25 protein-coding genes and 1 tRNA gene are annotated in these 24,482 nt (G+C 63.4%); 9 read left to right on the top strand and 17 right to left on the bottom strand.

Going from position 1 to position 24,482, the window contains the following annotated elements; translation table 11 throughout:
- Nucleotides 1-124 precede the first annotated feature (124 nt).
- Nucleotides 125-793: a hypothetical protein gene (locus B4394_RS25690; RefSeq protein WP_286142017.1), complete on the bottom strand. Its 669-nt coding sequence runs from the start codon at nt 791-793 to the stop codon at nt 125-127.
- A gap of 45 nt (nt 794-838) precedes the next feature.
- Entirely contained in the window at nt 839-1,213 is a 375-nt protein-coding gene (locus tag B4394_RS10050; RefSeq protein ID WP_139360083.1) for a hypothetical protein, read from the bottom strand.
- 205 nt (nt 1,214-1,418) lie between these two features.
- Here B4394_RS10050 and B4394_RS10045 point away from each other — a divergent pair, with 205 nt between their 5' ends.
- A complete protein-coding gene (locus B4394_RS10045) occupies nt 1,419-1,910 on the top strand; it encodes a hypothetical protein (RefSeq protein WP_286142016.1) in 492 nt (163 codons plus the stop codon).
- 85 nt (nt 1,911-1,995) lie between these two features.
- Here B4394_RS10045 and B4394_RS10040 read toward each other — a convergent pair whose 3' ends face one another.
- The 8 genes from B4394_RS10040 to B4394_RS10005 form a co-directional block, all read right to left on the bottom strand.
- A complete protein-coding gene (locus B4394_RS10040) occupies nt 1,996-2,520 on the bottom strand; it encodes an MT-A70 family methyltransferase (protein WP_176138295.1) in 525 nt (174 codons plus the stop codon).
- Nucleotides 2,521-2,576: 56 nt separating this feature from the next.
- Nucleotides 2,577-3,584 (bottom strand): DNA adenine methylase, encoded by a 1,008-nt coding sequence (locus tag B4394_RS10035; protein WP_286142015.1) that lies wholly within the window; start codon nt 3,582-3,584, stop codon nt 2,577-2,579.
- A 10-nt stretch (nt 3,585-3,594) separates the two neighbouring features.
- A complete protein-coding gene (locus tag B4394_RS10030) occupies nt 3,595-4,116 on the bottom strand; it encodes a hypothetical protein (RefSeq protein ID WP_078314909.1) in 522 nt (173 codons plus the stop codon).
- Nucleotides 4,113-4,685: a recombinase family protein gene (locus B4394_RS10025; protein WP_078314908.1), complete on the bottom strand. Its 573-nt coding sequence runs from the start codon at nt 4,683-4,685 to the stop codon at nt 4,113-4,115. The genes B4394_RS10030 and B4394_RS10025 overlap by 4 nt, the downstream gene beginning before the upstream one ends.
- Nucleotides 4,682-4,876 (bottom strand): hypothetical protein, encoded by a 195-nt coding sequence (locus B4394_RS10020; RefSeq protein ID WP_078314907.1) that lies wholly within the window; start codon nt 4,874-4,876, stop codon nt 4,682-4,684. The genes B4394_RS10025 and B4394_RS10020 overlap by 4 nt, the downstream gene beginning before the upstream one ends.
- The gene (locus tag B4394_RS10015) at nt 4,869-5,186 is read right to left on the bottom strand and encodes a hypothetical protein (protein WP_286142014.1); all 318 of its coding nucleotides are present in this window, start codon (nt 5,184-5,186) and stop codon (nt 4,869-4,871) included. Before B4394_RS10015 ends, B4394_RS10020 begins: the two co-directional genes overlap by 8 nt.
- Before the next feature lie 598 nt (nt 5,187-5,784).
- A complete protein-coding gene (locus B4394_RS10010; protein WP_078314905.1) occupies nt 5,785-6,552 on the bottom strand; it encodes a DNA methyltransferase in 768 nt (255 codons plus the stop codon).
- 120 nt (nt 6,553-6,672) lie between these two features.
- Nucleotides 6,673-7,014 carry a hypothetical protein gene (locus B4394_RS10005; protein ID WP_078314904.1) on the bottom strand — a complete coding sequence of 114 codons (342 nt, stop codon included), beginning with the start codon at nt 7,012-7,014 and terminating at the stop codon, nt 6,673-6,675.
- Nucleotides 7,015-7,336: 322 nt separating this feature from the next.
- Here B4394_RS10005 and B4394_RS09995 point away from each other — a divergent pair, with 322 nt between their 5' ends.
- Together B4394_RS09995 and B4394_RS09990 are read left to right on the top strand one after the other, a co-directional pair.
- Nucleotides 7,337-7,894 (top strand): hypothetical protein, encoded by a 558-nt coding sequence (locus B4394_RS09995; protein WP_078314902.1) that lies wholly within the window; start codon nt 7,337-7,339, stop codon nt 7,892-7,894.
- Nucleotides 7,887-9,116, top strand: coding sequence for a site-specific integrase (locus B4394_RS09990; protein WP_078314901.1), 1,230 nt, complete (start codon nt 7,887-7,889; stop codon nt 9,114-9,116). The genes B4394_RS09995 and B4394_RS09990 overlap by 8 nt, the downstream gene beginning before the upstream one ends.
- A 67-nt stretch (nt 9,117-9,183) precedes the next feature.
- Here B4394_RS09990 and B4394_RS09985 read toward each other — a convergent pair.
- From B4394_RS09985 to B4394_RS09975, 3 genes are all read right to left on the bottom strand, one after another.
- Nucleotides 9,184-9,257: transfer RNA gene (locus B4394_RS09985), tRNA-Met, on the bottom strand.
- A gap of 132 nt (nt 9,258-9,389) precedes the next feature.
- Nucleotides 9,390-12,356 carry a UPF0182 family protein gene (locus B4394_RS09980; RefSeq protein WP_078308765.1) on the bottom strand — a complete coding sequence of 989 codons (2,967 nt, stop codon included), beginning with the start codon at nt 12,354-12,356 and terminating at the stop codon, nt 9,390-9,392.
- 117 nt (nt 12,357-12,473) lie between these two features.
- Nucleotides 12,474-13,496 (bottom strand): YlbL family protein, encoded by a 1,023-nt coding sequence (locus B4394_RS09975; protein ID WP_078314900.1) that lies wholly within the window; start codon nt 13,494-13,496, stop codon nt 12,474-12,476.
- A 61-nt stretch (nt 13,497-13,557) separates the two neighbouring features.
- Between B4394_RS09975 and B4394_RS09970 the strand changes: the two genes are divergently transcribed.
- The 6 genes from B4394_RS09970 (at nt 13,558) to B4394_RS09945 (ending at nt 20,592) form a co-directional block, all read left to right on the top strand.
- Nucleotides 13,558-13,974 (top strand): thiol-disulfide oxidoreductase DCC family protein, encoded by a 417-nt coding sequence (locus B4394_RS09970; RefSeq protein WP_078308763.1) that lies wholly within the window; start codon nt 13,558-13,560, stop codon nt 13,972-13,974.
- 80 nt (nt 13,975-14,054) lie between these two features.
- On the top strand, nt 14,055-15,422 hold the full coding sequence (locus B4394_RS09965; protein WP_078308762.1) for a zinc-dependent metalloprotease: 1,368 nt from the start codon (nt 14,055-14,057) through the stop codon (nt 15,420-15,422).
- A 90-nt stretch (nt 15,423-15,512) separates the two neighbouring features.
- Nucleotides 15,513-16,391, top strand: a complete 879-nt coding sequence (locus B4394_RS09960; RefSeq protein WP_078314899.1) for a hypothetical protein — start codon at nt 15,513-15,515, stop codon at nt 16,389-16,391.
- A 49-nt stretch (nt 16,392-16,440) separates the two neighbouring features.
- Entirely contained in the window at nt 16,441-17,790 is a 1,350-nt protein-coding gene (locus B4394_RS09955) for an ABC1 kinase family protein (RefSeq protein ID WP_078308760.1), read from the top strand.
- A 57-nt stretch (nt 17,791-17,847) separates the two neighbouring features.
- Nucleotides 17,848-19,179, top strand: a complete 1,332-nt coding sequence (locus tag B4394_RS09950; RefSeq protein WP_078308759.1) for an ABC1 kinase family protein — start codon at nt 17,848-17,850, stop codon at nt 19,177-19,179.
- A gap of 63 nt (nt 19,180-19,242) precedes the next feature.
- Nucleotides 19,243-20,592 (top strand): ABC1 kinase family protein, encoded by a 1,350-nt coding sequence (locus B4394_RS09945; protein ID WP_078308758.1) that lies wholly within the window; start codon nt 19,243-19,245, stop codon nt 20,590-20,592.
- A gap of 76 nt (nt 20,593-20,668) precedes the next feature.
- Here B4394_RS09945 and B4394_RS09940 read toward each other — a convergent pair whose 3' ends face one another.
- The 4 genes from B4394_RS09940 to B4394_RS09925 form a co-directional block, all read right to left on the bottom strand.
- Nucleotides 20,669-20,953, bottom strand: coding sequence for a WhiB family transcriptional regulator (locus tag B4394_RS09940; RefSeq protein ID WP_078308757.1), 285 nt, complete (start codon nt 20,951-20,953; stop codon nt 20,669-20,671).
- 167 nt (nt 20,954-21,120) lie between these two features.
- Nucleotides 21,121-21,336, bottom strand: coding sequence for a hypothetical protein (locus B4394_RS09935; protein ID WP_078308756.1), 216 nt, complete (start codon nt 21,334-21,336; stop codon nt 21,121-21,123).
- A gap of 167 nt (nt 21,337-21,503) precedes the next feature.
- The gene (locus B4394_RS09930; protein ID WP_078308755.1) at nt 21,504-22,328 is read right to left on the bottom strand and encodes a dienelactone hydrolase family protein; all 825 of its coding nucleotides are present in this window, start codon (nt 22,326-22,328) and stop codon (nt 21,504-21,506) included.
- Between the two features lie 55 nt (nt 22,329-22,383).
- Nucleotides 22,384-24,453 (bottom strand): ATP-dependent DNA helicase UvrD2, encoded by a 2,070-nt coding sequence (locus tag B4394_RS09925; protein ID WP_078314898.1) that lies wholly within the window; start codon nt 24,451-24,453, stop codon nt 22,384-22,386.
- Nucleotides 24,454-24,482: the final 29 nt, after the last annotated feature.

The raw sequence follows: 24,482 nt of genomic DNA, 5'->3' as shown, positions 1-24,482 counted from the left end.
CACCCGCGCACTCCCCGTGATCTTGCCGATAGCCTCCGCCAGCCAATCACCCACCCGACGCGCTGCATCTACATCTACCGACGCATCCAAATCCATCACACTCTCCCAATCTCTGCACGCGAACCTACCCAAGTGAGCCAAGATCATCAGGCGGCGGTGAACTCACATCCAAACCATGGCGGGCCAACCACTCGGTGACACTGACTGATGCGGTGCTCTCATCAAGATCAAGCACTCGCCGCGTTTGGGTGTTGATACGCTTCACACCGATCTCGCTGATGATGATCAGTTCATGCTGCACCCCCGACACAAGAGCCTTCTGCCGTTCAACATTCTCCGGCGGCACCTGCTCGATGCGCTTGCGCGCCTTGTCCATAACCTCCACCAACCGACCCGTGGTCCGCCCAATGACAACACGGACCTGCCGAAAACCCTCCGAGATCACCGCCAGTCTGCGCGCCATCACCGTGGCCTGCGCAAACCTGTCCCCGTTGACCTTCTCCAGGCGGGCACGCAACTCGGCGAACTGCCCACCAGGCCCCTGCCTGTCCAGATCAGCCAGCCACACCCGCGCCAACTGCTGGCGCTCACGCCAAGCCTCCGTCCGCACCGCATAAAAGGCAGCATCGGTAGCCTGCACCGCGAGCCCAAACCCACGACCAGCCTGATCCATCGGAGAACCACGCGAACCAAACGCAGACAAATCCACAGGTGGCATCGGCTCTGCAGGCGGCTCATCCGACAGCTCCCGAACCATCGCCACCAACGCCTCAAACCCGCCGCTACCTGCCACACCCGGCACCCTAACCGGCAACACAACCACACCACCGCACAACGACTACTTCAACGCGGGGTTCTCGCTATCGGGCTTCTGGTTCCACAACGGCGGCAAGGATTCAATCCGCGCGCGTAGCGCATCCACCTGGCCTGTTGTCTGTGCCACAGCACCCAGCTCCGCGATCCCGGCCATCGCAGACATCCACGCCACCAACCCATCACCGACCGCAAACAACGAGGCGTTCAACTCGCCCATCGCTTTCATCGCCGCACAGGCATGCTCTTCAGAGGCCAGCGCCGACATCTTTGCCCTTGCCGCCGCATTACCCGCCGCGAGCTTCGCCGCCGACTCCCGTATCTTCGGGGCCAACGCCGCCATCGCCTCGCGGTCGTGCACCAACTGCTCGGCCTGGCTCCGTTGCGGCTTCTCAGACATCTGGCGCACTCCTATTTCGACACGGCCTGCCAGCTAACCTAACGGCTACACCGACATCACGCACTACCCCTCAGCTCTTCCGCATACGCCAGTTTGGCTGCTGTGAGAACCTGACGAGGTGAAAAGCCCTCACGCACTGCTAGAGATGCTGCGGACTCAAAGAGACATCCTGGCAGAGGAGCCCGACAGCGCCGGAGAGTTCAGTGTGGCCGTCTACGAAGTACTTAAGGAACTGACCCGCCGCACAGAAGTCATCGCCGAGCAGTATCCCGAAGACGAAGCCATGACTTTGCGGCTCATCCTAGAAATGCCCGCCGTCATCGCAGCCCTCACAGTGATCACAAACACGACAGCTGCCTTGAACAGCCTGATCGCCGAGGGCCTCGACGCTGTGGGAGCCCGCCGCGAGGTGCTGGTCAAATTCCTCGACCGTATCCGCTCAGAAGGCTTCGACGTTTCCGAACACCGCGATGTCACCGACCCCGAGGTGCTCACCGACACCCACACCTGGCCTGCCCTAGAAGACGACGCCGACCCCGAACTGCGCGTGCAGCAAGAGGCCGAGAAAACCATCCGCGCCGAACGCGCCACCGCTTACCGCGAGCGCCTGGCACGCATGGGCACAGCGTTTGAGGACACCCAGAACCACTACACCCAGCAAGTCCGCAACCTCATCCCCACCGTGCTCGACGGATAGAACGCACATCAACCCACCCGCTGATCTCGTCAGGCCGCAGACCTGCACGCCGCCGAGCACGACTTCTCCGTAATAACACCCCTCTCTAGGACTGATTTCCCCACACGGCCCACCCGAAGCGGCATTTCGTGCAGCTGCACTCGGCGTCAATGTCCCGCGTTCGATTGCAGCGGGAAAACAACTCCATGTACGGACCAGGACTCAGATCCATCACCATCTCGGGAAACTCAGACGGCTTTTGCGAGTGCTTACGCCGTGGCGAAATGAACCCCGCGCCCTCCTGCCCGTAGCCCAACTCGACAGGCACCTCGGCACCGCCTCGGGTGCCGAATAACACGATTTCCGTGCCCACCCGGAAGTAGTTCCCCATACCCATTTGCGGTTTCATCCACATGAGCTGCGTGCGGTACTCGAACCCCCACGCCTCCATCACTGAGAACGCTTCAGGAAGGTGCGGCGAGGTAGACCACAGATAGAGATGAGCATCATCGGCGGCGCTGTCCGCCACCACCGTGAGCGCACGAATGTCGTCGATGGACATGGTGTCGTAATGGTTCTCAGCGGCACCACGCGAGCTGGTGTTCTGATACCGCCAGGGTGGGTCAGCCACAAACGTCCGATACCTGGTCACATCCATCACCCAAGTAGATCAGGCAGCCCGCCGCTTCATCCCGCCACCTCGTCCTCGACCGACTCCTCCTCAACATCACGTCGAGCACGCCACCCCGCGACCCTGCACGCCTCGGAACACCAGCGCCGCCGACGGCCTCGTTTCGGGTGCCGCAACACCGCTGAGCACCCCACACAACGGTGCTGCGTTTCCGTAACACCAGGCCCCTCCTGTAACGGAAACTCCCCCTCTTCGGAGCCGTCTCCCAGCCCCTCCAGAGGTCGATTCGACCACAGCACCTCGACCCGCCGGCCGTCCCCACTCCCCTGTGAAGTCAGCATCGGAAGCTCCACCCGGTACCAGCCGTCCAGCGCCGAGTCCCACAACTGCGAGGCGTATCCCGACACCACAACAGCCGCGTCAGCCCCCACGCACGCTTCCGCCAGCTCCCGATGCGCCTTCTCTGACCTCATCTCGACCCGATACTCCCCGCCCCTCCTGACGCCCTTATCGACTATGTACGGAGGGTCCACATACAACAAGGTGTTACGGTCACCCCCGTACGCCGAAATCAGCTCGACGGCTGGCCTGCACTCCAAGCTCACTTTTTGAATCCTCTTGGCAGCAGCACTAATCCGACCCGCGTACCGTTGTAACACGACAGGCATCGGGGTGGACACGGGCCGCAAATCGTGCCGCCAGCCCGTGCGGGTGAGGCTCCCAGACCTCCCTTGCGTCAACGCCACGAACACCCGCCGCGCAATCTCCAGCTCGTCCAGCTCACTCGAAATCTCTTGCGCCAGTGCCCTTTCAGCCCGACTGTGCGGGGTCAGAGAGCACACCCGTTCCAAGTCGTCGGGACGGTCCCGCAACACCCTCCAGAAAGTCATCAGGTGGTTATCCAAATCGTTGACGGTCTCTTGGCGCGAGGGCCGCTTCGCCAGCAGGACAGCCAGGGAGCCCCCGCAGACCTCGATGTAGTGTTTATGTGCGGGCAACACCGAAGCCAGCCGTGGGGCTAGCCAGGCTTTTCCACCGAAATAAGGCACGGGAGAACGGGTCACGTGGCAGATGTTACCGGGAATCGCCTGTACTGCTGGGATTTCCGCACCCGCACGACACCTCGCGCTCACCAGCGACCTTGTGACGATGACACACTACGTACCACGGAGTGTCGTGCCGGTCGGAATCGCTCAACCCGTCCCACCAGGTCGTCCACTCGGGCACATCCTCCACGGGAATGGCGTGGATTTGTCCCACAGGTAGTGAGCGAGGACGCTCGCCTTGCTCACCGGCGAGGATCCTCACCACCTCGGATTCTGACATTGGACTCCATGACATCGCGTCGGGCGACAACAGCTCGTCGATGCGCGTGATGATGTCGTCGGACTGGCCGGGGTTCTCTCCTGCGAGCCACTTCTCGGCTTCTCCAGCAGCCCATCGCAGTTCGGCGGCCGACTCGTAATCCCCACGTTCCGAGCACCAATGCGCAACCTCGCGGGCTAGGTCTGGTGTTAGGGCCTGCTCCCGCATCGAGCGGAAGAGATTCCAGCAGCCCGTGACGACGACCCATTCGGCGACGACCGCAGCTCTCACGCCACTACTCTGTGCCGCCCGACGATGCGGAACACCGTCGCCCTGGACACTGAGAACATGCTCATCAACTCACTCACGGGCTCACCCGACTCATAGAGCCGAACCAACCGATCCTGCTGTGCTACATCGAGTTTCGGTGGTCTCGTCGCGGGCAGACCCCGAGCAGTGCGCGCCTCACGAGACGCCTGGCGACGCTCCTTGCCCAGCTCCAACTCCAACTCAGCGATGGACGACATGATCTGCACGACCGCGCGCCCCGTGGGAGTCGAAGTGTCCACGCCTTCTCGCAAGCTCCGCAGCGCGATGCCCCGCTCGGTCAAATCCGCTAGCGCAGAGGCAACTTCACGAACGCTGCGACCGATACGGTCCACCGCTGTTACGACCAGCGTGTCACCAATCCGCAACCAGTCCAGGCATTCCGTCCAGCCAGGACGTTCGCTCCCAGCTCGACCGGAAGCTACGTCGGAGAACTCGCGGTCGGCCTGCACACCCGCCGAGACCAGAAGGTCGCGCTGCTGCTCGACCGACTGGTGACCCGTGGACACTCGGACATACGTCGCCGTGCTCATTCGGCACCATTGTGAGACAGGTTGTGCGACTTCGGATATGACACCAAGATGTGAGACTGCGCGACCTGCATATTCATTCCACCCTCGGGGTGTTGTTGTGGGGGTAACACATCTAAAGATGTGAGACGGGCATAGACAGCGGCGATGGTCAGCCGCTCGACGGGAGTCAAGGGCGGCTCGGTCTCAGACATCAGACCCGACCTCCTCGACGTACTTGTGCACCAAGCGCGCCCAACACCAACGCAATTCCCCCACTGCCGCTTCCCTGGCCGCATCGCAGCACTGGCTCAGTACGGCATCGTGAGTGTCCTCTGCGTGACGGGACTGGAGGGTGCGAGCAGCACCGAGCACACGAGACCAGCCGAGTGTCAGCGTCGCCCATGCCTCGGGATGGTCGGCTGCCGAGCAGCGCTGGGCATCGGGGCCGTGGAGGTGTTGCGGTTCATCGAACAGCTCGGCGAAGCTCATCAGATGACCTCGGAGCGTGGGGTTTTCGGACATGACTCGACGCTAGAACGGCTGGGCGACGAGGGCAATCGAGGAGGGTGAACGTCCCCCGAGCTGGTCAGGGGTATGAAGAAACCCCCGGAGAAAAGTGGGCTCCGGGGGCTTCTAGCGGGTGATCACGCGGCGGTCTGGTGAATCTCGAAATCCACGTTCATCGTCATCAGTGTGTCTACCAGGCGAGTGAGCGTTTCATTCGGCTGCTCGCACGCTGAACACGCTGGCGTGCTGGTGTTTTCGAGCATCAGTGCGCTCCCTCTGCGAGTTCCTCTTCCCATCGACTCAAATCTTCAAGATCCGCGTCAAATCGACATTCGGAACACACAATAGCCTTGTCAACTTCCGACATGTCTCTCGCATCACATTCATCGCCGCATCTTGGACAGTTCCGCATCGCACGACATTCGGAACATACGATAACCGTGGCAACTTCCACCATGTCTCTCTCATCACATTCGTCGCCGCATCTTGGACATTCCAGCATCACATTTCTCCTTTCTTCTTGTGCACCAACCTTTTCAGTGCACCCAGTGGATGCCAGGGTCACGAACCCCACGTGCCGCACCCTGTTATCGGGTCGGCAGCACCCTCCCGGTCACGCGGCTCGTCGCGCCCGCTTCGGCTTGTCGAACACCCACAAGTACGAATGCACCTTCCGTGCGTGCTTCTGCGTGTTCCACCGGGTCTGCGGCGACTTCGACGGCGGCACTAGAACGAAAAAATCCCGTGCGTAGTAGCCCAGTTCGACTGCATCGCTGTGAATCTCGATGTGACTCCACTGCTGCTTGCCAGACTCAATCTCGTCTTTGCACTTCACCCAGAGCTGTCCACTCGGACGTAACACCCGCAGTGCCTCGGCCATCCCAGCCCGGTACAGCTTGCGGATGTCCGCGTGGCTCATGCCCTTCGTCGTAGCCGCATTGTTATAGCGGTCGTCGGTCACGTGCTTGCCCGGGTTGTGGATGTACGGGGGGTCGAGCACCACCAGATCAACCGATTGGTCGGCGTCCGGGAGAGCACGGAAGTCCGTGCGCACCACGCCGTCGTGACCGCCGATGTGATCAGCGATGTCACTGCCCTGCAACGCGAAGCGGGAAGTATCCGTGGACTTCCAGAACGCCCCCTTTCCCCAGGTCACGTCCCTCACGACTGAGCCGTCTGGGACGTACAGCTTGGCCAGCAGGTCAATGAGGGCGGCGTTGTTGCCGAAGACGGTTCTCCCGATGTCGGGGACTTCGAGCACGGACTGCACTGGCCCAGTTGGGGAATCAGATGGCGACAGGTAAGTGAAGCCTGACCGCGCGCCGAGGTCATCCGGAGGCGCTTCTGATAGCTCATACGGGGTGGCGAACATCAGGTTCATGCGATAACCTCTTTCGTGAGAGTTGATTTCTTCTGAGAGCCCGCCGCTGGCACGGCGGGTTTTTCTTTTGGGGCGAACCCCGTTCCCCGATCCCGCGCCGTTGCGAGAGTCGGGAAGTCTTTAGAAAATCCAGACCTCTGGCGGGTCCAGCGCCACGCGAATCTTTTGCTCCAGTTCGTCGTCGGCCAGCAACGCGGCGGTACCGGGGTCGTCGGCCAAGAGGCTGGCGGGCTCGTCGCCGCGCAGCCACGAGGTCACAGCTTCTCGGTAGATGTACTCGATTTCACCCAGCGTCGATTCGTGAATGTCCATCACGGACAGCACTTCTCGCACCTTGGGTAACACGTCAATCCACCGTGTGAGAACGGTCAAGTACGGGTCGGTGGTGTCCGTGGCCTCGGCCTTCGCGGACACGATCAGGTCGTGGAGCGCGGCGGTCGCGATGTCGAGAGAGCTGGTCATCAGGCCACCCCCTCAAACACCGACCGCTCGTACGCCTCGACATCGGCCAAGCGGTACATAACTCGCTTGCCGAACCGTCGGCCTGCGGGTCCGCGCCCCTGGACAGACCAGTTATCAAGTGTCCGTGGGCTCATGTTCCACCGTTCGGCCAGCTCAGAGCGGGTAACAAACGGGGTCTCTGGTACTTCCATCGTCCTCAGCCTTTGTGTTGTCACACTATTTTAGTGTCTATTGCCGTGTATACACACCACACTACCATGTGACTTCACGTCGTCAACCCCCATTCGCACGTAAATTCACAACATGCGGTACTCTGCTGTTCATGTCGTGGCAACAGGAGCAGACGAACCGAGTTGGACAGGCGGTCCGCGCGCTGCGCGGAACTCGCAGCGTTGCGTGGCTCAGCGATGAAACAGAAAAACTCGGATGCAGGGTGACTAAAGCCCTCATTACCGACATGGAAATCGGACGCAGAAAATACGTCGCCGTGCACGAAATATCGCTTCTCGCAGCGGTTCTCGGGGTCACACCCGCTGTTCTGCTGACCTGGGGAGACATGCCAGACGGCGAGGTGGAGGTGCTTCCCGACCGTCGTGCACGCGCCGAACTCGTGGCCGACTGGTGGGGTGGTGAGCTGATGGGTGAGCTAATACCTGCTGGTCAGGGACTCCCGCGAGATCAGGACACCGGCGAGCTGATGTACCTCACCCGGCAGCGACGAGACACCAAGAAGCTGCTCTTCCGCGCTCAGCTACGGACGATTGACGGCACCACCCCGCTGGACAAGCGGCTCGTGGCGGAACTACGGGAGCGACTGGAGAGCTTGGAGAAGCGCATCGGGGAGCTGCACGACAAGATAAACGGGAAGGCTGATGGCTAGACCGAGACTCAAGATTGGCACGCGCGGGAATATCAAGAGGACGCAGCTCGCCACGAACACCTGGAAAGCGCACTGCTACTACAGGGGTCTCGACGGCGAACGGAAGCAAGCAGAACGCTCAACACCTGTAGGCGCTAAGGACAAACACGGCGCTGCGGCTGAGGCGGCGTTGGAGGAATACCTCCGGGAACTACTCGGCGGCGGCTCGGGCGGTGACGGCGAAGAGTCCAGTCGCGGCACCCTCGTCTCAGTCCTGCTGGAACGTCACCTGCAGGCCCTGATGGCGGCGGAGAAGGCACCGCGCACCATCGACACGTACAAGCTGCGGGTGAAGCACTGGAACTCGGTGGCGAGCGGCATCACCGTGGGCGACTGCACACCAGGGCGGCTGAACCGCCACATCGAACAAGTGCGGAAAGCACATGGGGACACCGACGCCAAGCAACTCCGCTCGTTGCTCGGTTTCGCCCTTGACTACGCGGTAAACGACGGTGTGCTCGACGCGAACCCCGCACGGGCGACGAAGACCCCGCCGACCAAGAAGAAGCCGAAGGACAACGGGGCGCAGCCCATCGACCAGACCGTTCTCCCCGTGGTGTTGAAAGCACTGCTGGAATCGGAGGTGTGCCGAAAGAAGGACGTTACCGACCCCATTCTGATGCACCTGGCGACGGGGCTGCGCGTGTCCGAAGTCCTCGGCTTTCTGTGGGCAGAGTTCGACCCCGACGCGGCGACCATCACCAGCACAGGGCGTATCGTCCGCCAGGGCGGCGTCGGCCTGCTGCGAACACCGACTGAGAGCAGCTCCAAGGGCACCCCCGACGTGATCCACCTGCCGCCGTTCGCCGTGGCTGCGCTGCTCACCCGTTCCCAGGATGAGCGCCCTAACAAGCTCGGCTTAATCTTCCCATCCTCGGTGGGCACGATGCGAGACCCGAACGGGTTCGCGCGCCAGTGGCGTGAAGTGCGCGGCGAGCTGGAGCACCTCGCGGACACGACGGGGCACAGCTTCCGTAAGACGCTCTCCGACCTCGCAGCGGACAAATCAGGCGACCCCCGTGTGGCGGCTGACGTGCTCGGACACCGCGACGTGGCTACGACGCTTCGGCATTACCTATCGCGTGGACGCCAGCACCCCGAGGTGGCTCAGTGGATTGAGAAGGCGGTCACCGGAGAAAGCGCCACAACTTCGGAAGTCGGCGTAGACGTAAGTACCGAGTAAATAACGGATGGGGTTCTTGAAAATGAAGCAGGTCAGAGGGAAAATACCCTCTGACCTGCCTACCTAGTAGCGGGGACAGGATTTGAACCTGCGACCTCTGGGTTATGAGCCCAGCGAGCTACCGAGCTGCTCCACCCCGCGGTGGTGAACACAAGGTTACCGGGCGCAGTGCGTGGCGCCAAATCGTTAACCTGGCCTGCACGTTCTCGGCACCGAGAAGTGGTTTCGTCCCTGCCACTTGCGCTTTCACGCGGTGGCAGGGACGACCCGTTTCTACTTGGCCTGTGTGAACTTGGTCATCGCGTCGTCGAGGCTCTTGAGGGCCTGTCCGTACCGTGCGAAGTCCCCACTCTTCTGGGCGTCCTTCACCTCTCCGATGGCCTTCTGAACCTCCTGCAGCGCGGCAGCCTTCGCAGAGGACAGATCCGCGGATCCTGCGGGCGGTGGCGCCACCGGAGGGACGATCGGAACACTCTGACCGCTCGGCGGCGGTGCGTTGACGCTTCCGGGCTCGGCCGCCGGAGCGGTGGCCGTCGCACCGGCCCCCGGCCCGAACACCATGTCGAGCGCGTCCCTGACCGTGGTCGCATAGCCGACCTTGCCGTTGTAGAACATGCCCACACGGATCAGACGCGGATACGACGACTGATCACCCTGGCCCGGCGAGGCGTACAGCGGCTCGACGAACAACAGTCCCCCGTTGGCCACCGGCAGCGTGAGCAGGTTGCCCCATTTGAGGATGTTCTGGTTCTTGATGATGCCGACGTGTGAGGACACCAGGTTGTCGGTGGTGATGGCGTTGTTCACCAACTTGGGGCCCTGCACTGTCCCGGGGACCGTCAAAACGGTTATCTTCCCGTACGTTTCGGGATCCGAGCTGGCACTGACATAGGCCGCCAGGAAGTCACGCTGGAAGCGGTTCAGCGCACTCGTCAATTGGAACGACGCCGAATTGTCATTCTTGTTAATGTCTTTCGCCACAATGTAATACGGCGGCTGCGACCCGGTAGGCGCATTCGGATCATCCGGCACCTGCCAGAAATCACTGGTCGAGAAGAACGTCACCGGGTCATTGACGTGGTAGCGCGCCAACAGGGTCCGCTGCACCTTGAACAGATCTTCCGGGTAGCGCAGATGCCGCGCGAGATCCGAGGAGATGTCACTCTTCGGCTTCACCGTTCCCGGGAAGATCTTCATCCATGCCTTAAGCACGGGATCCTTCTCGTCCTGCTGGTACAGAGTCACCGTGCCGTCGTAGGCATCCACCGTGGCCTTGACCGAGTTCCGGATGTACGAAACCTGCTGATTGGGCAGCGCTCCCCCGGTCCTGCCCACCTGGCTGTCAAAGGTGGCCTCCGACAACGACGTCTGCTGCGAGTACGGGTAGTTGTCCAGCGTGGTGTAGCCGTCCACGACCCAGACCATGCGCTTGTCGACGATCGCAGGGTAGGTACCACTGTCGACGGTCAACCACGGCGCCACCGCTTCCACGCGGCGGCTCGGATCGCGATTGAACAGGATCTTGCTGTTGTCGCCAATAACATTGGAGAACAGGAAGTTCCGCTCGGCATACTTCAGACCGAATACCGTCCGCGCCAGCGCGCCGCCGACGGGAACGCCGCCGGTGCCGGTGTAGGTGCTGTTCTTGGTGCCGGCATTGTTCTCGTAGTCGTACTCGCGGTCGTTGCCGTTCTTCCCGACGATCGCGTAGTCGTTGGTGTCGCTGGCGATGATCGGGCCGTAGTACACGCGCGGCTGAGCCAGCGGCGCCGGGCCGTCGGACAGTACCTTGCCGCTGTCGTCGACGGCGTTCACCAGGAACTCCGGGTACCCGCCGTTCTCGTCCGGCTTGTCTGCCACTCCCCGCACGGTGTTGGCCGGTGCCGCGATGAACCCGTTGCCGTGCGTGTACACGGTGTGCCGGTTTATCCAGTCCCGCTGGTTATCACGAAGTTTGGCCGGATCGAGCTCGCGGGCGGCGACCACATAGTCGCGCAGCGAGCCGCTCTTGTCCTGGTACCGATCGATGGACAACGAATCAGGGAAGGCGTAGAAGTTCTTGCCCTGCTGCAACTGCGTGAAGGCCGGGCTCACGATGTTCGGGTCCAGCACGCGAATGTTGGCCATCGTCGCGCGATCGGCGGCAACCTGCTTGGCCAGCTGCTCGCTCCCTGTGGGCGCCGAGGCCGTGCCGCTGTAGTCCCGGTACGTCACGACGTCATCTGTCAGGCCATAGGCATCGCGCGTCGCCTTGATGCTGCGCGCGATGTACTCGCTTTCCTTCTGCGCCGCATTGGGTTTAACGCTGAACTGCTCGACGATGAGCGGCCACCCGGCACCGACCACCAACGAGGACAGCAACAGCAGCGCCAGGCCGATCGCGGGGATCCGCAGATCCTTGAGCACCAGGGCCGAGAACACCGCGACCGCGCAGATCACCGCGATGGCCAACAGGATCAGCTTGGCCGGCAGCACGGCATTGATATCGGTGTAACCGGCGCCGGTGAACGGCTTGCCGGCGCGCGTGTGAGAGAGCAGCTCGTACCGGTCGAGCCAGTACGCGGCGACCTTGAGCAACACCAGGATTCCGGCGAGAGTCACCAACTGGATACGGGCCGGACGCGACAGCGTGCCGGAACGACCGGACAGCCGAATTCCGCCAAAAATGTAGTGCACCAAGGCGTTGACGATCAGCGCGACAAACACGGCGATAAACAGGTAGGTCAGCACAAATCGGTAGAACGGCAGCTCAAAGGCGAAGAATCCGAGATCCAAACCGAATTGCGGATCCTTGATACCGAAGTCGCCGCCTTCCAGGAACAGCTGCACGGGCATCCAATAGCTTTGGGCCACAATGCCGGCCAGCACCCCGATGAGCACGGGAACACCGATGACGAAAAGTCGCACCCGCGACAAGATCAAAGCCCGGTATTGCGCCAGCGCGTCGCCAGGGCCCTTCGTGGGCACGAACACGGGCCGCGCCCGATACGCCAGCCCGATACCCGCGAAAACCACGGCACCAACCAGGGTTCCGACGATCAGAAACAAGGTGAGCCGGGTCAGCAGCACTGTGGTGAACACACCACGGAATCCGAGCTCGCCGAACCACAACCAGTTGATGTAAGTGTCGACCAGGCGTGGGCCGATCAACAACAACACCACGATCACCAACGCGGCGGCGACCAGTCGCCGGCTCCGTCGGGTCAGTCGTGGCAGAGCCCCATTTGGCCGCATTCCCACGTCGCTACGCTCCTCGTCGAGTGTTCAAGCACGGCTCAATTTTCGCGCTTCGCTTCTCAGCCCCACTGTAGCCGCAGAACAGCGGGCATCGTCCTGCATCGATGGTGGTGAGGTTGGCTAACAACTAGGCGGCTGATCACCGCGATTGAGGGCATTGAGCCCATCAACCGCTTCGGTCAAGGTGCCGACCTTGACCAGGGTCAGCCCCTGCCCACCGTCCGTCTTCGCCTCGGCGCAGTTGGCCGCGGGCACTAAGAACACCGTCGCTCCAGCGTCTTTGGCAGCCAGCATCTTGTGGGTGATCCCGCCGATGGGGCCCACCTTGCCCTCGGCATCGATGGTTCCTGTTCCGGCGACGAACTTTCCACCGTCGAGCTCATCGGGGGTCAGCTTGTCGATCACCGCGAGGCTGAACATCAACCCGGCCGACGGCCCGCCGATATTGGCCAGATTGAAATCGATGGTGAACGGCGCCCACGGTGCCTGCACCACGCCGACCCCCAGGAATCCGTAGTCACGATCCCCGTTCTTGCCGAGGGTGATCTTCACCGTGCCACTGGGGGAATTCTTGCGTTTGTAGTCGAGCGTGACCTGGTCGCCCGGCTTTGTCTGCTTGAGCAGTCCGGTGAATTCCTCAAGCGTTGCGACCGGCCGCCCATTCACGGCGGTGATCGCGTCGTTCTCCTGCAACTTGCCCTTGGACGGTCCGTCCTCGCTGATGGTCAGGACGGTCACGGCCGTCGGGTATTTGAGATACCCGAGCGCCGCGAACTCGGCGCTTTCCTCGGACTTCTTGAACTCGAGGTCGTTCTCCTTATCCACCTGATCCTTGGAGCGATTGGGCGGATACACCGCATCGCGCGGGACCAACTGCTCACGACCACTTGCCCACAACCGCAGCGCGTCGGCCAGCGTCAGGCCGTCACGCTGGGAAACGGTCGTCATGTTGAGGTGACCGGAGACCGGATCGACCTTGGTGCCCTTGATGTCGACGACCTCCTTGCCCTCGACCTGACCGAGGGTGTTGAAGGTCGGGCCCGGGCCCAGAGATACGAATGGCACGGTGATCACCGACATCAACAACGCGAAGGCGATGATCGGGACCAGCGCGACCAGCAGCGTCGCTACGCGGCGATTCATGCCTGCACCCTATGGCAAGGCCTGATCAGGCCCCCGCCGGTAGTCTGGTGGTGGAGGTTCGATGAGCGAGTACGCCCCCGTCCTGCTGTACGACGGCGTCTGCGCACTGTGCAACGGTGCGGTGAAGAAGATCCTGCGCGACGACAAGGTCGGGACGATGCGGTTCGCCGCGCTCGACAGCGAGTATGGCGATCAGGTGCTCGCGCGCCACCCCGAACTCGTGGGCGTCGATTCCTTCGTGATCGTCGACAACCCGGGCGAGCCCATCGAACGAATTCATATCCGGTCCGACGGAGTGCTCCGCATCATGGACTATCTGGGCAGTACCCGGCGGGCCGCCGTCATCGCGCGGCTCGTCCCACGCCCGATCCGCGACGCGCTGTACCGGCTGGTGGCACGCACCCGGTACCGGGTGTTCGGCCAGTACGACACCTGCCCGGTACCGCCGCCCGAGGTTCGCGCACGCTTCCTGGCCTGATCGCGCGTCACAAGCAGCGCGTTCCGCTGATTACGCCGTCAGCGTGATCCGGCCACCTCTACCAGCGGTACCGTGGAGATATGGCCGACCTCCCCTTTGGATTCGCTGCTGGCGACGACCCCGACCGTGAGCGGGGCGACGACGCGCGACCGGGGTCCGGCTCGGGATCGCCGGGTGCAGACCCATTCGGCTTCGGATCTGGTGGATTCAATCCCGCCGATCTCGGCCAGATCTTCACTCAGCTGGGCCAGATGTTCAGCGGCGCCGCGGCCGGTGCGGCCAGCGGTCAGCCCGCGGGCCCGGTCAACTACGACATCGCCCGGCAACTGGCATCGAGCTCAATCGGTTTCGTGGCTCCCATCACCGAGAGCACCACATCGGCCATCGCCGATGCGGTGCACCTTGCCGATACCTGGCTCGACGGAGCCACCGCGTTGCCCGCCGGCGCCACCCGAACCGCCGCCTGGACCGCGACGGACTGGGTGGACCACACCCTGGAAAATTGGAAGCGGCTCGTCGATCCTGTCGCCGAACAGATTTCGGGTATGTGGGCGGCGAACCTGCCGGAAGAGGCCCAGGGCATGGCCGGTCCACTGCTGGGCATGATGACCCAAATGGGCGGCATGGCCTTCGGATCGCAGCTCGGCCAGGCTCTCGGACAGCTGTCCCGAGAGGTGTTGACCTCCACGGATATCGGATTGCCGTTGGGCCCCAAGGGCACCGCGGCTCTCCTGCCGGCTGCCATCGAGGCGTTTTCGGAGGGCCTCGAGCAGTCCAAGAGTGAAATCATGACCTTCCTGGCCGCTCGGGAAGCCGCGCATCACCGCTTGTTCAGTGGCGTCGGCTGGCTGACCATCCGGCTGATGGACACCGTCGAGCAATACGCCAAGGGCATCTCGATCGACATGAGCGCCATCGAGGAGGCCGCGCGCGGCTTCAATCCCGCCTCGCTGGGCGATCCGTCCGATATGGAACAGATTCTGTCCCAAGGCATTTTCGAGCCGAAGACCACACCGCAGCAGGAGCAGGCCCTGGAACGCCTGGAAACCCTGCTCGCTCTGGTCGAGGGCTGGGTGCAAACCGTGGTGACCGACGCGCTCGGCGAGCGCATCCCGGCGACCGCGGCCCTCAGCGAGACATTGCGACGCCGCCGCGCGACGGGCGGCCCGGCCGAGCAGACCTTCAGCACCCTGGTGGGCCTGGAGCTGCGGCCACGCAAGCTGCGCGAGGCGGCGGAGCTGTGGCGCAGACTCACCGATGCCGTCGGCACGGACAAGCGCGACGCGATCTGGGCACACCCCGATCTGATCCCCGATGCCAGCGACCTGGACAACCCGGCCGCCTTCATCGATCGCATCATCGGCGGCGACACCGACGCCGCTGATGACCCGATCGCACAGATCGAGAAGCTCGATCCGGGCAACCCCGAAGAAAACCGAGAAGACTGAGAAATCTGACGCACACCCGTTCGGCGCTGGTCAGCGACTGAATCCGGCTGTGGATAAACGGGTTTCGCCCGCCTGCCGCGCATGCCTGATATGCCACAGTGGGCCATGTCCAGCGAGCCGACGTTCACCCTCGACCCGGCGCGTCCAGTCTTGCCACGGCCGGACGACGGGGTCCAGATCGGATGGATGCCGCGTCACGCCGTGATCGTGCGCCCCTCGGCGGCCGCGCCGGCCGTCGCGGTACGGCAGCTGCTGAACTCCCTGACGGACGAGCTCACCTGGGGCCAGATTCTCGACCTTCAGTGCGTCAAGGACTTCCACGATACGGAGGACATTCGCTCACTGCTGGACGAGTTGGTCGACGCCGGCGCCGTCATCCGCCGAACCCGATCCACTGCGGTCGCATCGCCGGTGATCCGGCTCGTCGGCCGCGGTCCGCTTTCCGACACCCTCGCCGAAGCGCTCCGGCATACCTCGGCGCGCATCCAGCGCTCAACCCAATCGGCGCACGAAAAGTCTTGGCAACATGTCGATTTAGCGGTGCTCGCCGATGATCTGATCGCCGATACCCGGTTACTGCGGATACTTGCCGACGCCGAGGTGCCGCACCTGTCCGTCCGGGCGCGCGATGGCACCGGACTCATCGGGCCCATGGTTCTGCCCGGCATCACCAGTTGTCTGGAATGCGCCGACCGGCACCGGCGCGACCGTGACGAGCAGTGGCCCGCGGTCGCCGCCCAACTTACCGGAGCCGTCGGGGTCGCCGCGCCGGCCACGATCTTGGGCACCGTGGCGGTGGCGCTGGCGCAGATCGATCGGGTGCTCTCGGCCTTCCGCGGGCAGGCACCGGGACCGCTGGTAACGCTCAACGCGACACTCGAACTCGACCTGTCCACGCACGCGTTGACCGCCCGGCACTGGACCGCGCACCCGCTGTGCCGATGCGGCGCCTACTTCACCGGAAATTGACGAAGACCCACTTTTTGTTAACTTCATCACGACCGGGCATGATGTGCGCATGGCAGAGATCCGTCGTGGCCGCGCCGCACGCGCCGCAAAACTCGCATCGCTTCCGGCCGGGATCGCGGGCCGCGCCGCACTCGGTGTGGGTAAACGGATCGCCGGGAAATCCAAAGACGAAGTGAACGCCGAACTCGTCGAGAAGGCCGCCGAACAGCTGTTCCAGGTGCTCGGCGAGCTCAAGGGCGCGGCCATGAAGATCGGCCAAATGCTCTCGGTCATGGAGGCCGCGATTCCCCCGGAGTTCGGGGAGCCCTACCGGGAAGCACTGACCAAGCTGCAGAGCGATGCTCCGCCGCTGCCCGCCGACAAGGTCCACCGGGTCCTCGATGCGCAGCTGGGCACGAAGTGGCGCGAGCGCTTCCAGTCTTTCGACGACACACCCGTCGCCTCGGCCAGCATCGGCCAGGTGCACAAGGCCATCTGGAAGGACGGCCGTGCCGTCGCGGTCAAGGTGCAGTACCCGGGCGCCGACGAGGCCGTCCGCTCGGACCTCAAGACCATTCAGCGGCTCTCGTCGTTGTTCAAACAGGTGGCCCCGGGCGCCGATATCAAGGCCATCGTCGACGAACTCATCGAGCGCACCGAAGAAGAACTCGACTACCGCATCGAGGCCACCAACCAGCGCACCTTCGCCAAGGCCTTCAAGGACGACCCCGAGTTCTACGTGCCATCGGTCGTGGCCTCCTCCCCCAAGGTGATCATCACCGAGTGGATGCAGGGCCGGAAGCTCTCGGAGATCATCGCCAAGGGCACCGAGGAAGAGCGCAGCAATTGCGCGCATTTCCTCCTTGAGTTCAGCATCAGCTCGCCGTACCGGTGCGGACTGCTGCACGCCGACACCCACCCCGGAAACTTCATGCTGTTGGAGGACGGCAGGTTCGGTGTCATGGACTTCGGTGCCTGCGCCGCTCACGAGGGTGGCCTTCCGGCCGGTTTCGGGCCGATCCTGCGTCTGGCTCGCGATGAGAAGTGGGAAGAGCTGACCGAGGTGCTGCGTTCGGAGGGGTTCATCCCACCGAGTGCGACCTCCGTCTCTCATGAGGAGGTCAACTCCTACCTTGAGCCCTATATCGAGCCGCTCAACCACGAGACATTCCACTTCAGCCGTAAATGGCTGCAACGGCTCACCGCCAAGGCCACCGATTTCCGCAGCGAGGAGTTCCTCGAGTCGTTCAAGACCAGCCGGCAGATGAACCTGCCGCCCAACTACCTGATGTTCTTCCGGGTCCTGGGCGGCCTCATCGGCATCGCGGCACAGCTCGATGCCCCGGTGGATTACGCGGCCATCATCGACAAGTGGGTGCCGGGTTTCCACGAGGACAGCAAGGCACCGGCCGCCACGTAGGCGAAAAAGAAAACCTGCGTTGTCAGACCCGCCTGGCCCTCCGGCATGATGTAACGCATGGCTGAGATCCGTCGTGGCCGCGCCGCGCGCGCCGCAAAACTCGCATCCCTGCCGGCAGGCATTGCCGGTCGCGCCGCCCTGGGTGTCGGGAAACGTCTGACCGGCAAGTCCAAGGACGAGGTCAACGCCGAGATGATGGAGAAGGCTGCCGAACAGCTGTTCCAGGTGCTCGGCGAGCTTAAGGGCGCCGCGATGAAACTCGGCCAGGCCCTGTCGGTATTCGAAGCCGCGATTCCGCCGGCCTTCGCCGAACCCTTCCGCGACGCCTTGACGAAGCTGCAAAGCGATGCCCCGCCGCTGCCCGCCGACAAGGTCCACCGCGTCCTCGACGCGCAGCTCGGCACGAAGTGGCGCGAGCGCTTCCAGTCCTTCGACGACACACCCGTCGCCTCGGCCAGCATCGGCCAGGTGCACAAGGCGATCTGGAGCGATGGGCGCGTCGTGGCGGTCAAAGTGCAGTACCCGGGCGCCGACGAGGCCGTCCGCTCCGATCTCAAGACCATGCAGCGGCTCGCATCGTTGTTCAAACAGATCGTGCCGGGCGCAGACGTCAAAAGCATCATCGACGAATTGATCGAACGCACCGAGGAAGAGCTCGATTACCGCATCGAGGCCACCAACCAACGGGCCTTCGCCAAGGCCTTCAAGGACGACCCCGAGTTCTACGTGTCACCGGTGGTTGCCTCTGCCCCCAAGGTCGTCATCAGCGAGTGGATGCAAGGCCGAAAGCTCGCCGAAATCATCAGCAGCGGAACAGAAGACGAGCGCAATGAATGCGGCCGCCTGCTCCTGAAATTCACCGTCAGCTCCCCCTACCGGTGCGGGCTGCTGCACGCCGACACCCACCCCGGAAACTTCATGCTGCTGCCGGACGGACGCCTCGGCGTCATGGACTTCGGCGCCGTCGCCACCCATGAGGGCGGGTTCCCTCCCAACCTGGGGCCCATCTGGCGTCTGGAGCGGGACGGGATCTGGGATGAGCTCATTCCCCTCATGCGCGAAGAAGGATTCATCCCGCCGCGTACCGATGTGTCACCGGAGGAGATCGACGAGTACCTGAAGCCATTCATCGATCCGCTGAAGTCCGACGAGTTCCACTTCACCCGGAAATGGATGCAGCGCGTGGCCGCCAAATCCAGCGACGTGCGCGGTGCCCAGTTCCAGACCGGTCGGCATCTGGACCTGCCGCCCGTCTATCTGATGATGTTCCGGGTGCTCGGCAGCCTGTCCGGCATTCTGGCCCAGCTCGACGCGACGGTCCCGTACGCGCGAATCATTGGCGACTGGGTTCCCGGGTTTCGCGAGGACGAGCCCGTCGCCGCCAGCTAGCAACAGCTAGCATTCCGTGAAGACGTGAGGGCAACGACGCCACACTGAACGATATGAGGTGACATGGCAGATATTCGCCGCGGCGGACTCAGCCGAATGACCAAACTGGCAAGCCTGCCCGCAGGCATGGCCGGCCGCGCCGTTCTCGGGGTTGGCAAACGGTTGACCGGAACCTCCGCAGACGACGTCAACGCCGAACTCCTGGAGAAGGCCGCCGACGAGCTGTTCAACGTGCTCGGCGAGCTCAAGGGCGGCGCCATGAAAGTGGGCCAGGCCCTGTCGGTGATGGAGGCGGCGATACCGCCGCAGTTCGCCGATCCGTTCCGTGAAGCCCTGGTCAAACTGCAGAGCGAGGCCCCGCCGCTGCCCGCGGCAAAGGTGCATCGCGTGCTCGACGCGCAGCTGGGCACCAAATGGCGCGAACGCTTCCAGTCCTTCGACGACACACCGGTGGCCTCCGCCAGCATCGGCCAGGTGCACAAGGGCATCTGGAAGGACGGCCGCGAGGTGGCCGTCAAGATCCAGTACCCCGGTGCCGACGATGCGCTGCGCGCGGATCTCAAGCTGATCCAGCGGATGACGCCGCTGGCCAAACAGATTGCGCCCAAAGCAGATATCGACAGGCTGGTGGCCGAGATCAGCGACCGCATCGAAGCCGAACTGGACTACCGCCAGGAAGCGTCGAACCAGCGCGCATTCGCCAAGGCCTTCGCCGACGATCCGAAGTTCTTCGTACCGGCGGTGGTGGCCAGCGCACCCAAGGTCATCATCGCCGAGTGGATGGAGGGGCGGCGGCTCTCCAAGATCATCTCCGAGGGCACTCGTGAGGAACGGGACTCCGCCGGCGCCCTGATGCTCGAATTCACGGTGAAGTCACCGGAAAAGGTGGGCCTGGTGCACGCCGACCCGCATCCCGGCAACTTCATGCTGCTGCCCGACGGACGTTTCGGCATCATCGATTTCGGCGCGGTCTCCGAGCACCCCGGCGGCATTCCGCCGGAGTTCGGTGAAGTGTTGTGCTGGGCCCGAGATGAGCAGTGGGAGCAAGTGATCCGGCTTATCAAGCAGCTCGGATTCATGCCGCCGGAGGTCCAACTGTCCGGGGTCCAGGTGATGGATTACATCAGGCCGCTATGGCCCTATGTCGATCCGCTGCGCTCGGGCGAATTCCATTTCACCCGTGAGTGGTTCCAGCAGGCGGCGGTGGCGTCTACCGATCTTCTGGACGAGGGCTTCACCGAGCGATTCAAACTGGCGCGTCAAATGACGGTGCCGCCGGGCTACGTCATGCTGCTGCGCACGCTCGGCGGAATGATCGGGGTTCTCGTGCAACTCGGTACGCACGTGAACTACGCGGCGATCGCCGAAGAATGGATGCCGGGGTTTTTCGAACCACACGCGAAGTCGTCCTGATAACAATGCTCCCCACCGCCACATGGCGATGGGGAGCATTGGTTGTCTAGCCCGACGGCATTCGCGATGTCCCGGGTCATGCCGCGGCGGGATCTGCTGCCGGCAGCGGGTTCTTGCGCGGGCGACCACGCGGACGCTTACGCGCCACGACGGCCCCCTGCTCCAGGATCTCGCCACCCCACACACCCCAGGGCTCTGCGCGGTCCAGCGCAGCAGCCAGGCACTGCGACCGGATCGGGCAGTCCGCGCATAGCGTCTTAGCCCGCTCCAGGTCAGCGGGGCTCTCCGCGAACCACAGGTCCGCATCCGCTGCGTGGCACGGCAGGACACGCCTTCGGGCCTCCGTTTCGACGGTCATCATGTGTCCGTTCACCTGCTTCCTCTTCGGTTCCTTGTAAAACTGCTGGTCTCGTATCGGTGTCTTATCGATCGAGATCCGGAACCACGTTTGAGGTTGAGGCTCAAACAAAAGTGGCCACGGATCCCGGTGTGTCGGGTCCGTGGCCTGGGAGGCGGTTGTGGGGCTACCTAGATGTATCCCCTATTCACGGACGCGACATTCGCGGCTGCGGCGACGACGGCGCGGTGCTTAATCGCGGAAACCGAGCCGGCCGGCACCATGGGAGCCGCCGGCTTGGCAGCGGCGACATGCGTCAGGAGCGACGGCGGAGCGATCGGCAATACGACAAACGCACCATGGGCATCACGCCACAAGGTGTCGCCGTAATTGGTGGGTGTATTCATCGCTCCTCCTTCCGTCTACTCACACGTGAACAGGTCTGGTTTGGAATTCTCACGAATTCCTGACGCCCAGAGTAAAAGGTCATCTATCGGTTGACAAGTTATTTTTGACCTGCGGCGATACTTCAAGACCAGTTTTGTCGAACTGGCATCTTTCCCCGGGATCGTCTCTAGACAGACGTCAGTAGTCGCGACCGGAAGAGATCCAATACCTGCTCGAGGGCCGCGCGCGTCGGCTGACCGGGCTCGTCGATGAGATGTTCGGTGACCACCGAATGTGCCGGCATCGGCGAATTGGGGTCGGCCGCGTCGCCGGGCAATTCGATGGCAATGAACCCATCCCCCAGTTCCTCCCTGAGGAACTGGAACCGCTCGGCAGGCACCAACTTGTCGGTGGTGAAGCGCATACCGAGCACCTTGAGCCCGTCGTGCTCGCAGCGGTGCTTGACCTTCTGCAGGTCTGCCGGAGAGATATCGATGTTGTGCCGCGCCTTCTTGCTGAGCCCAAAGGGCAGCGACGGCTGAGACAGCACGGGTGCGAGCAGCCGGTCGTCGGCGGCCATTGCCAGCGCATATCCCCCGGTGAAACACATTCCGATGGCACCCACACCGGGGCCGCCGTTGCGCTCGTGCTCGTTCTGGGCAAGCGCGCGCAGCCACGCCACCACGGGCGAGCTCTTTCCCGTCGCCAGCACCGTGAACTCGCGGCTCACACAGCCGCGGAACATCGAGGTCGCCATGTAGGTGGCAGTGCGCAGCCAACCCTCTTCCCGGGGGTCCGTGTTCTGCCCCGGGTTCCCGAACAGGTGCGGCATGACCGCGGTGCACCCGATGTCGGCGACCTTGCGCGCGAAGTTGGCGACCTTGGGCGTTATCCCCGGCATCTCGGCGATGACGATCACCGCCGGTCCACTGCCCTTTCTCAACACGATCTTGGTCTCACCCTCGTGAGTGAAGGTGCCTGCTTCGAAATCGCGGAGGTCATCGTCGGCCATGGGGCGAGCCTAGGACGAGATCGCGCTCCGCGCTAGACACGTGTTGAACAAGGGATTACGAAGATCTGGCACGCACCAAACGCAGCACGTCGGGGCCGTACTGCTCCAGCTTGCGCGCACCGATCCCGGGAATGGCGACGAGCGCGGCGTCATCACCGGGAAGCAGTTCGGCGATGGCGATCAAGGTGTTGTCGGTGAAGACGACGAACGCCGGCACCTTCATCTCCTTTGCCGTCTTGAGTCGCCAATCCTTCAGTGCGACAAGGAGTTCCTCGTCAATATCGGACGGGCAGCTCTCGCAGCGCCGCAGCAGCACTGCCGCCGGGGTGTTGAGCGCGGCATTGCAGATTCGGCATCGTGCGCCACTGCCCCGGCGCCGTGGTGCCATCGTGGCGGAAACCTGCGCGGTGGGAGCGACCCCATTGAGGAACCGAGAATGTTTACGCGTCTTGCGGCCGCCCGCGGCCCGCGCGAGCGCCCAGCTCAAGTTCACATGCACGCGCGCGCGGGTGATTCCGACATAGAGCAGCCGCCGCTCCTCCTCAATCGGTTCAATATCCCCGGCGCGTGACAAGGCATGCGAAATGGGTAGTGTGCCGTCGGCCAGCCCCACCAGGAACACCGCATCCCATTCGAGCCCCTTTGCCGCGTGTAGCGAGGCCAGGGTCACGCCCTGCACCGTCGGTGGGTGGCGCGCCTCTGCCCGCACCCGGAGCTCGCGAACCAGCCCCGGCAGATCCAGCTCCGGCAGGCGGGCGCATTCCTCCTCGGCAAGCTCGACAAGGGCCCGCAGCGATTCCCATCGCTCACGGGCCTGAGTACCATGCGGTTCCTCGGCAGACAGCCCCAGCGGCTCTAGAATATCCCGAACTTGCTGCGGCACAGGTACATCCGCACTTTCACGGTCGGCCGCACGTTGCAGGGCCACCAGCGCCTGACGCACCTCTTGCCGGGTGAAGAACCCCTCGCCACCGCGCACCTGAAACGGCACACTCGCCTCGGTAAGCGCCTCCTCGTACACCTCCGATTGCGCATTGATCCGGTACAGCACCGCGATCTCCGATGCCGGAGTTCCGGATTCGATCAGTGCAGCAATAGATTTCGCGACTGACTTGGCCTCCGCCGCCTCGTCGTCATGCTCGGAGAACCTGGGAGCTGGGCCCTCCGGCCGTTGACCGATGAGTTGCAGCTTGCTGCCCGCCACCCTTCCTTGCGCGGCCGCAATCACCCGGTTGGCGAGCGAAACCACCTGTGGGGTCGAGCGATAGTCACGTTCCAGACGAACCACAGCCGCCTCGGGGAACCGGCGGGAGAAGCCCAGCAGATACTGCGGGGTGGCCCCGGTGAAGGAATAGATGGTCTGGTTGGCGTCGCCGACAACAGTCAGGTCGTCGCGGGGACCGAGCCATGCATCGAGCACCCGCTGCTGCAGCGGGGTGACGTCCTGGTATTCGTCGACCACGAAACAGCGGTAGCGGTCCCGGAATTCCTCGGCCACGGACGCCGAGTTCTCGATAGCGGCCGCGGTGTGCAGCAGCAGATCATCGAAATCGAGCAGGGTGGACCCGTCGGGCCGGGCCTTGAGTTTCTCGTAGCCCGCGTAAACCTTGGCGACCTGTTCGGGCGGGACCGGCGTATCTCGCGCGAATTTCGCGGCGGCGGCCGGATAGGCCTCGGGGCTGATCAAAGAGGCCTTGGCCCACTCGATTTCACCGGCGAGGTCGCGCACGGTATCGGTGCTGGTACTCAGCTTGGCGCGGTTCGCGGCCTGAGCGACGATGGTGAACTTGCTGTCAATCAGCTCCCAACGCGTATCCCCGACCAGCTGCGGCCAGAAATACCGCAGCTGCCGCAAGCCCGCGGCGTGGAACGTGACGGCCTGCGCGGACCCAACACCGAGATCACGCAGCCGTCCACGCATCTCGCCTGCCGCTCGCTGGGTGAAGGTGACCGCGAGAATCTGGCCGGGAGCGACATGGCCGGATTCGACCAGGTGCGCGATGCGGTGGGTGATGGTGCGTGTCTTGCCGGTTCCGGCCCCGGCGAGCACGCAGACAGGGCCTCGCGGTGCGGTGACAGCGGCGCGCTGCTCGTCGTCTAAACCATCGAGGAGAGAACGCGCCACCGGGCCATCTTCGCAGCAACTGCCGACAA

Source organism: Mycobacterium sp. D16Q16 (genome assembly GCF_002013745.1).
Taxonomy (GTDB): domain Bacteria; phylum Actinomycetota; class Actinomycetes; order Mycobacteriales; family Mycobacteriaceae; genus Mycobacterium.
Note: the sequence above shows the minus strand (reverse complement) of the source record. Positions and strands in the feature narration are given on the sequence as shown.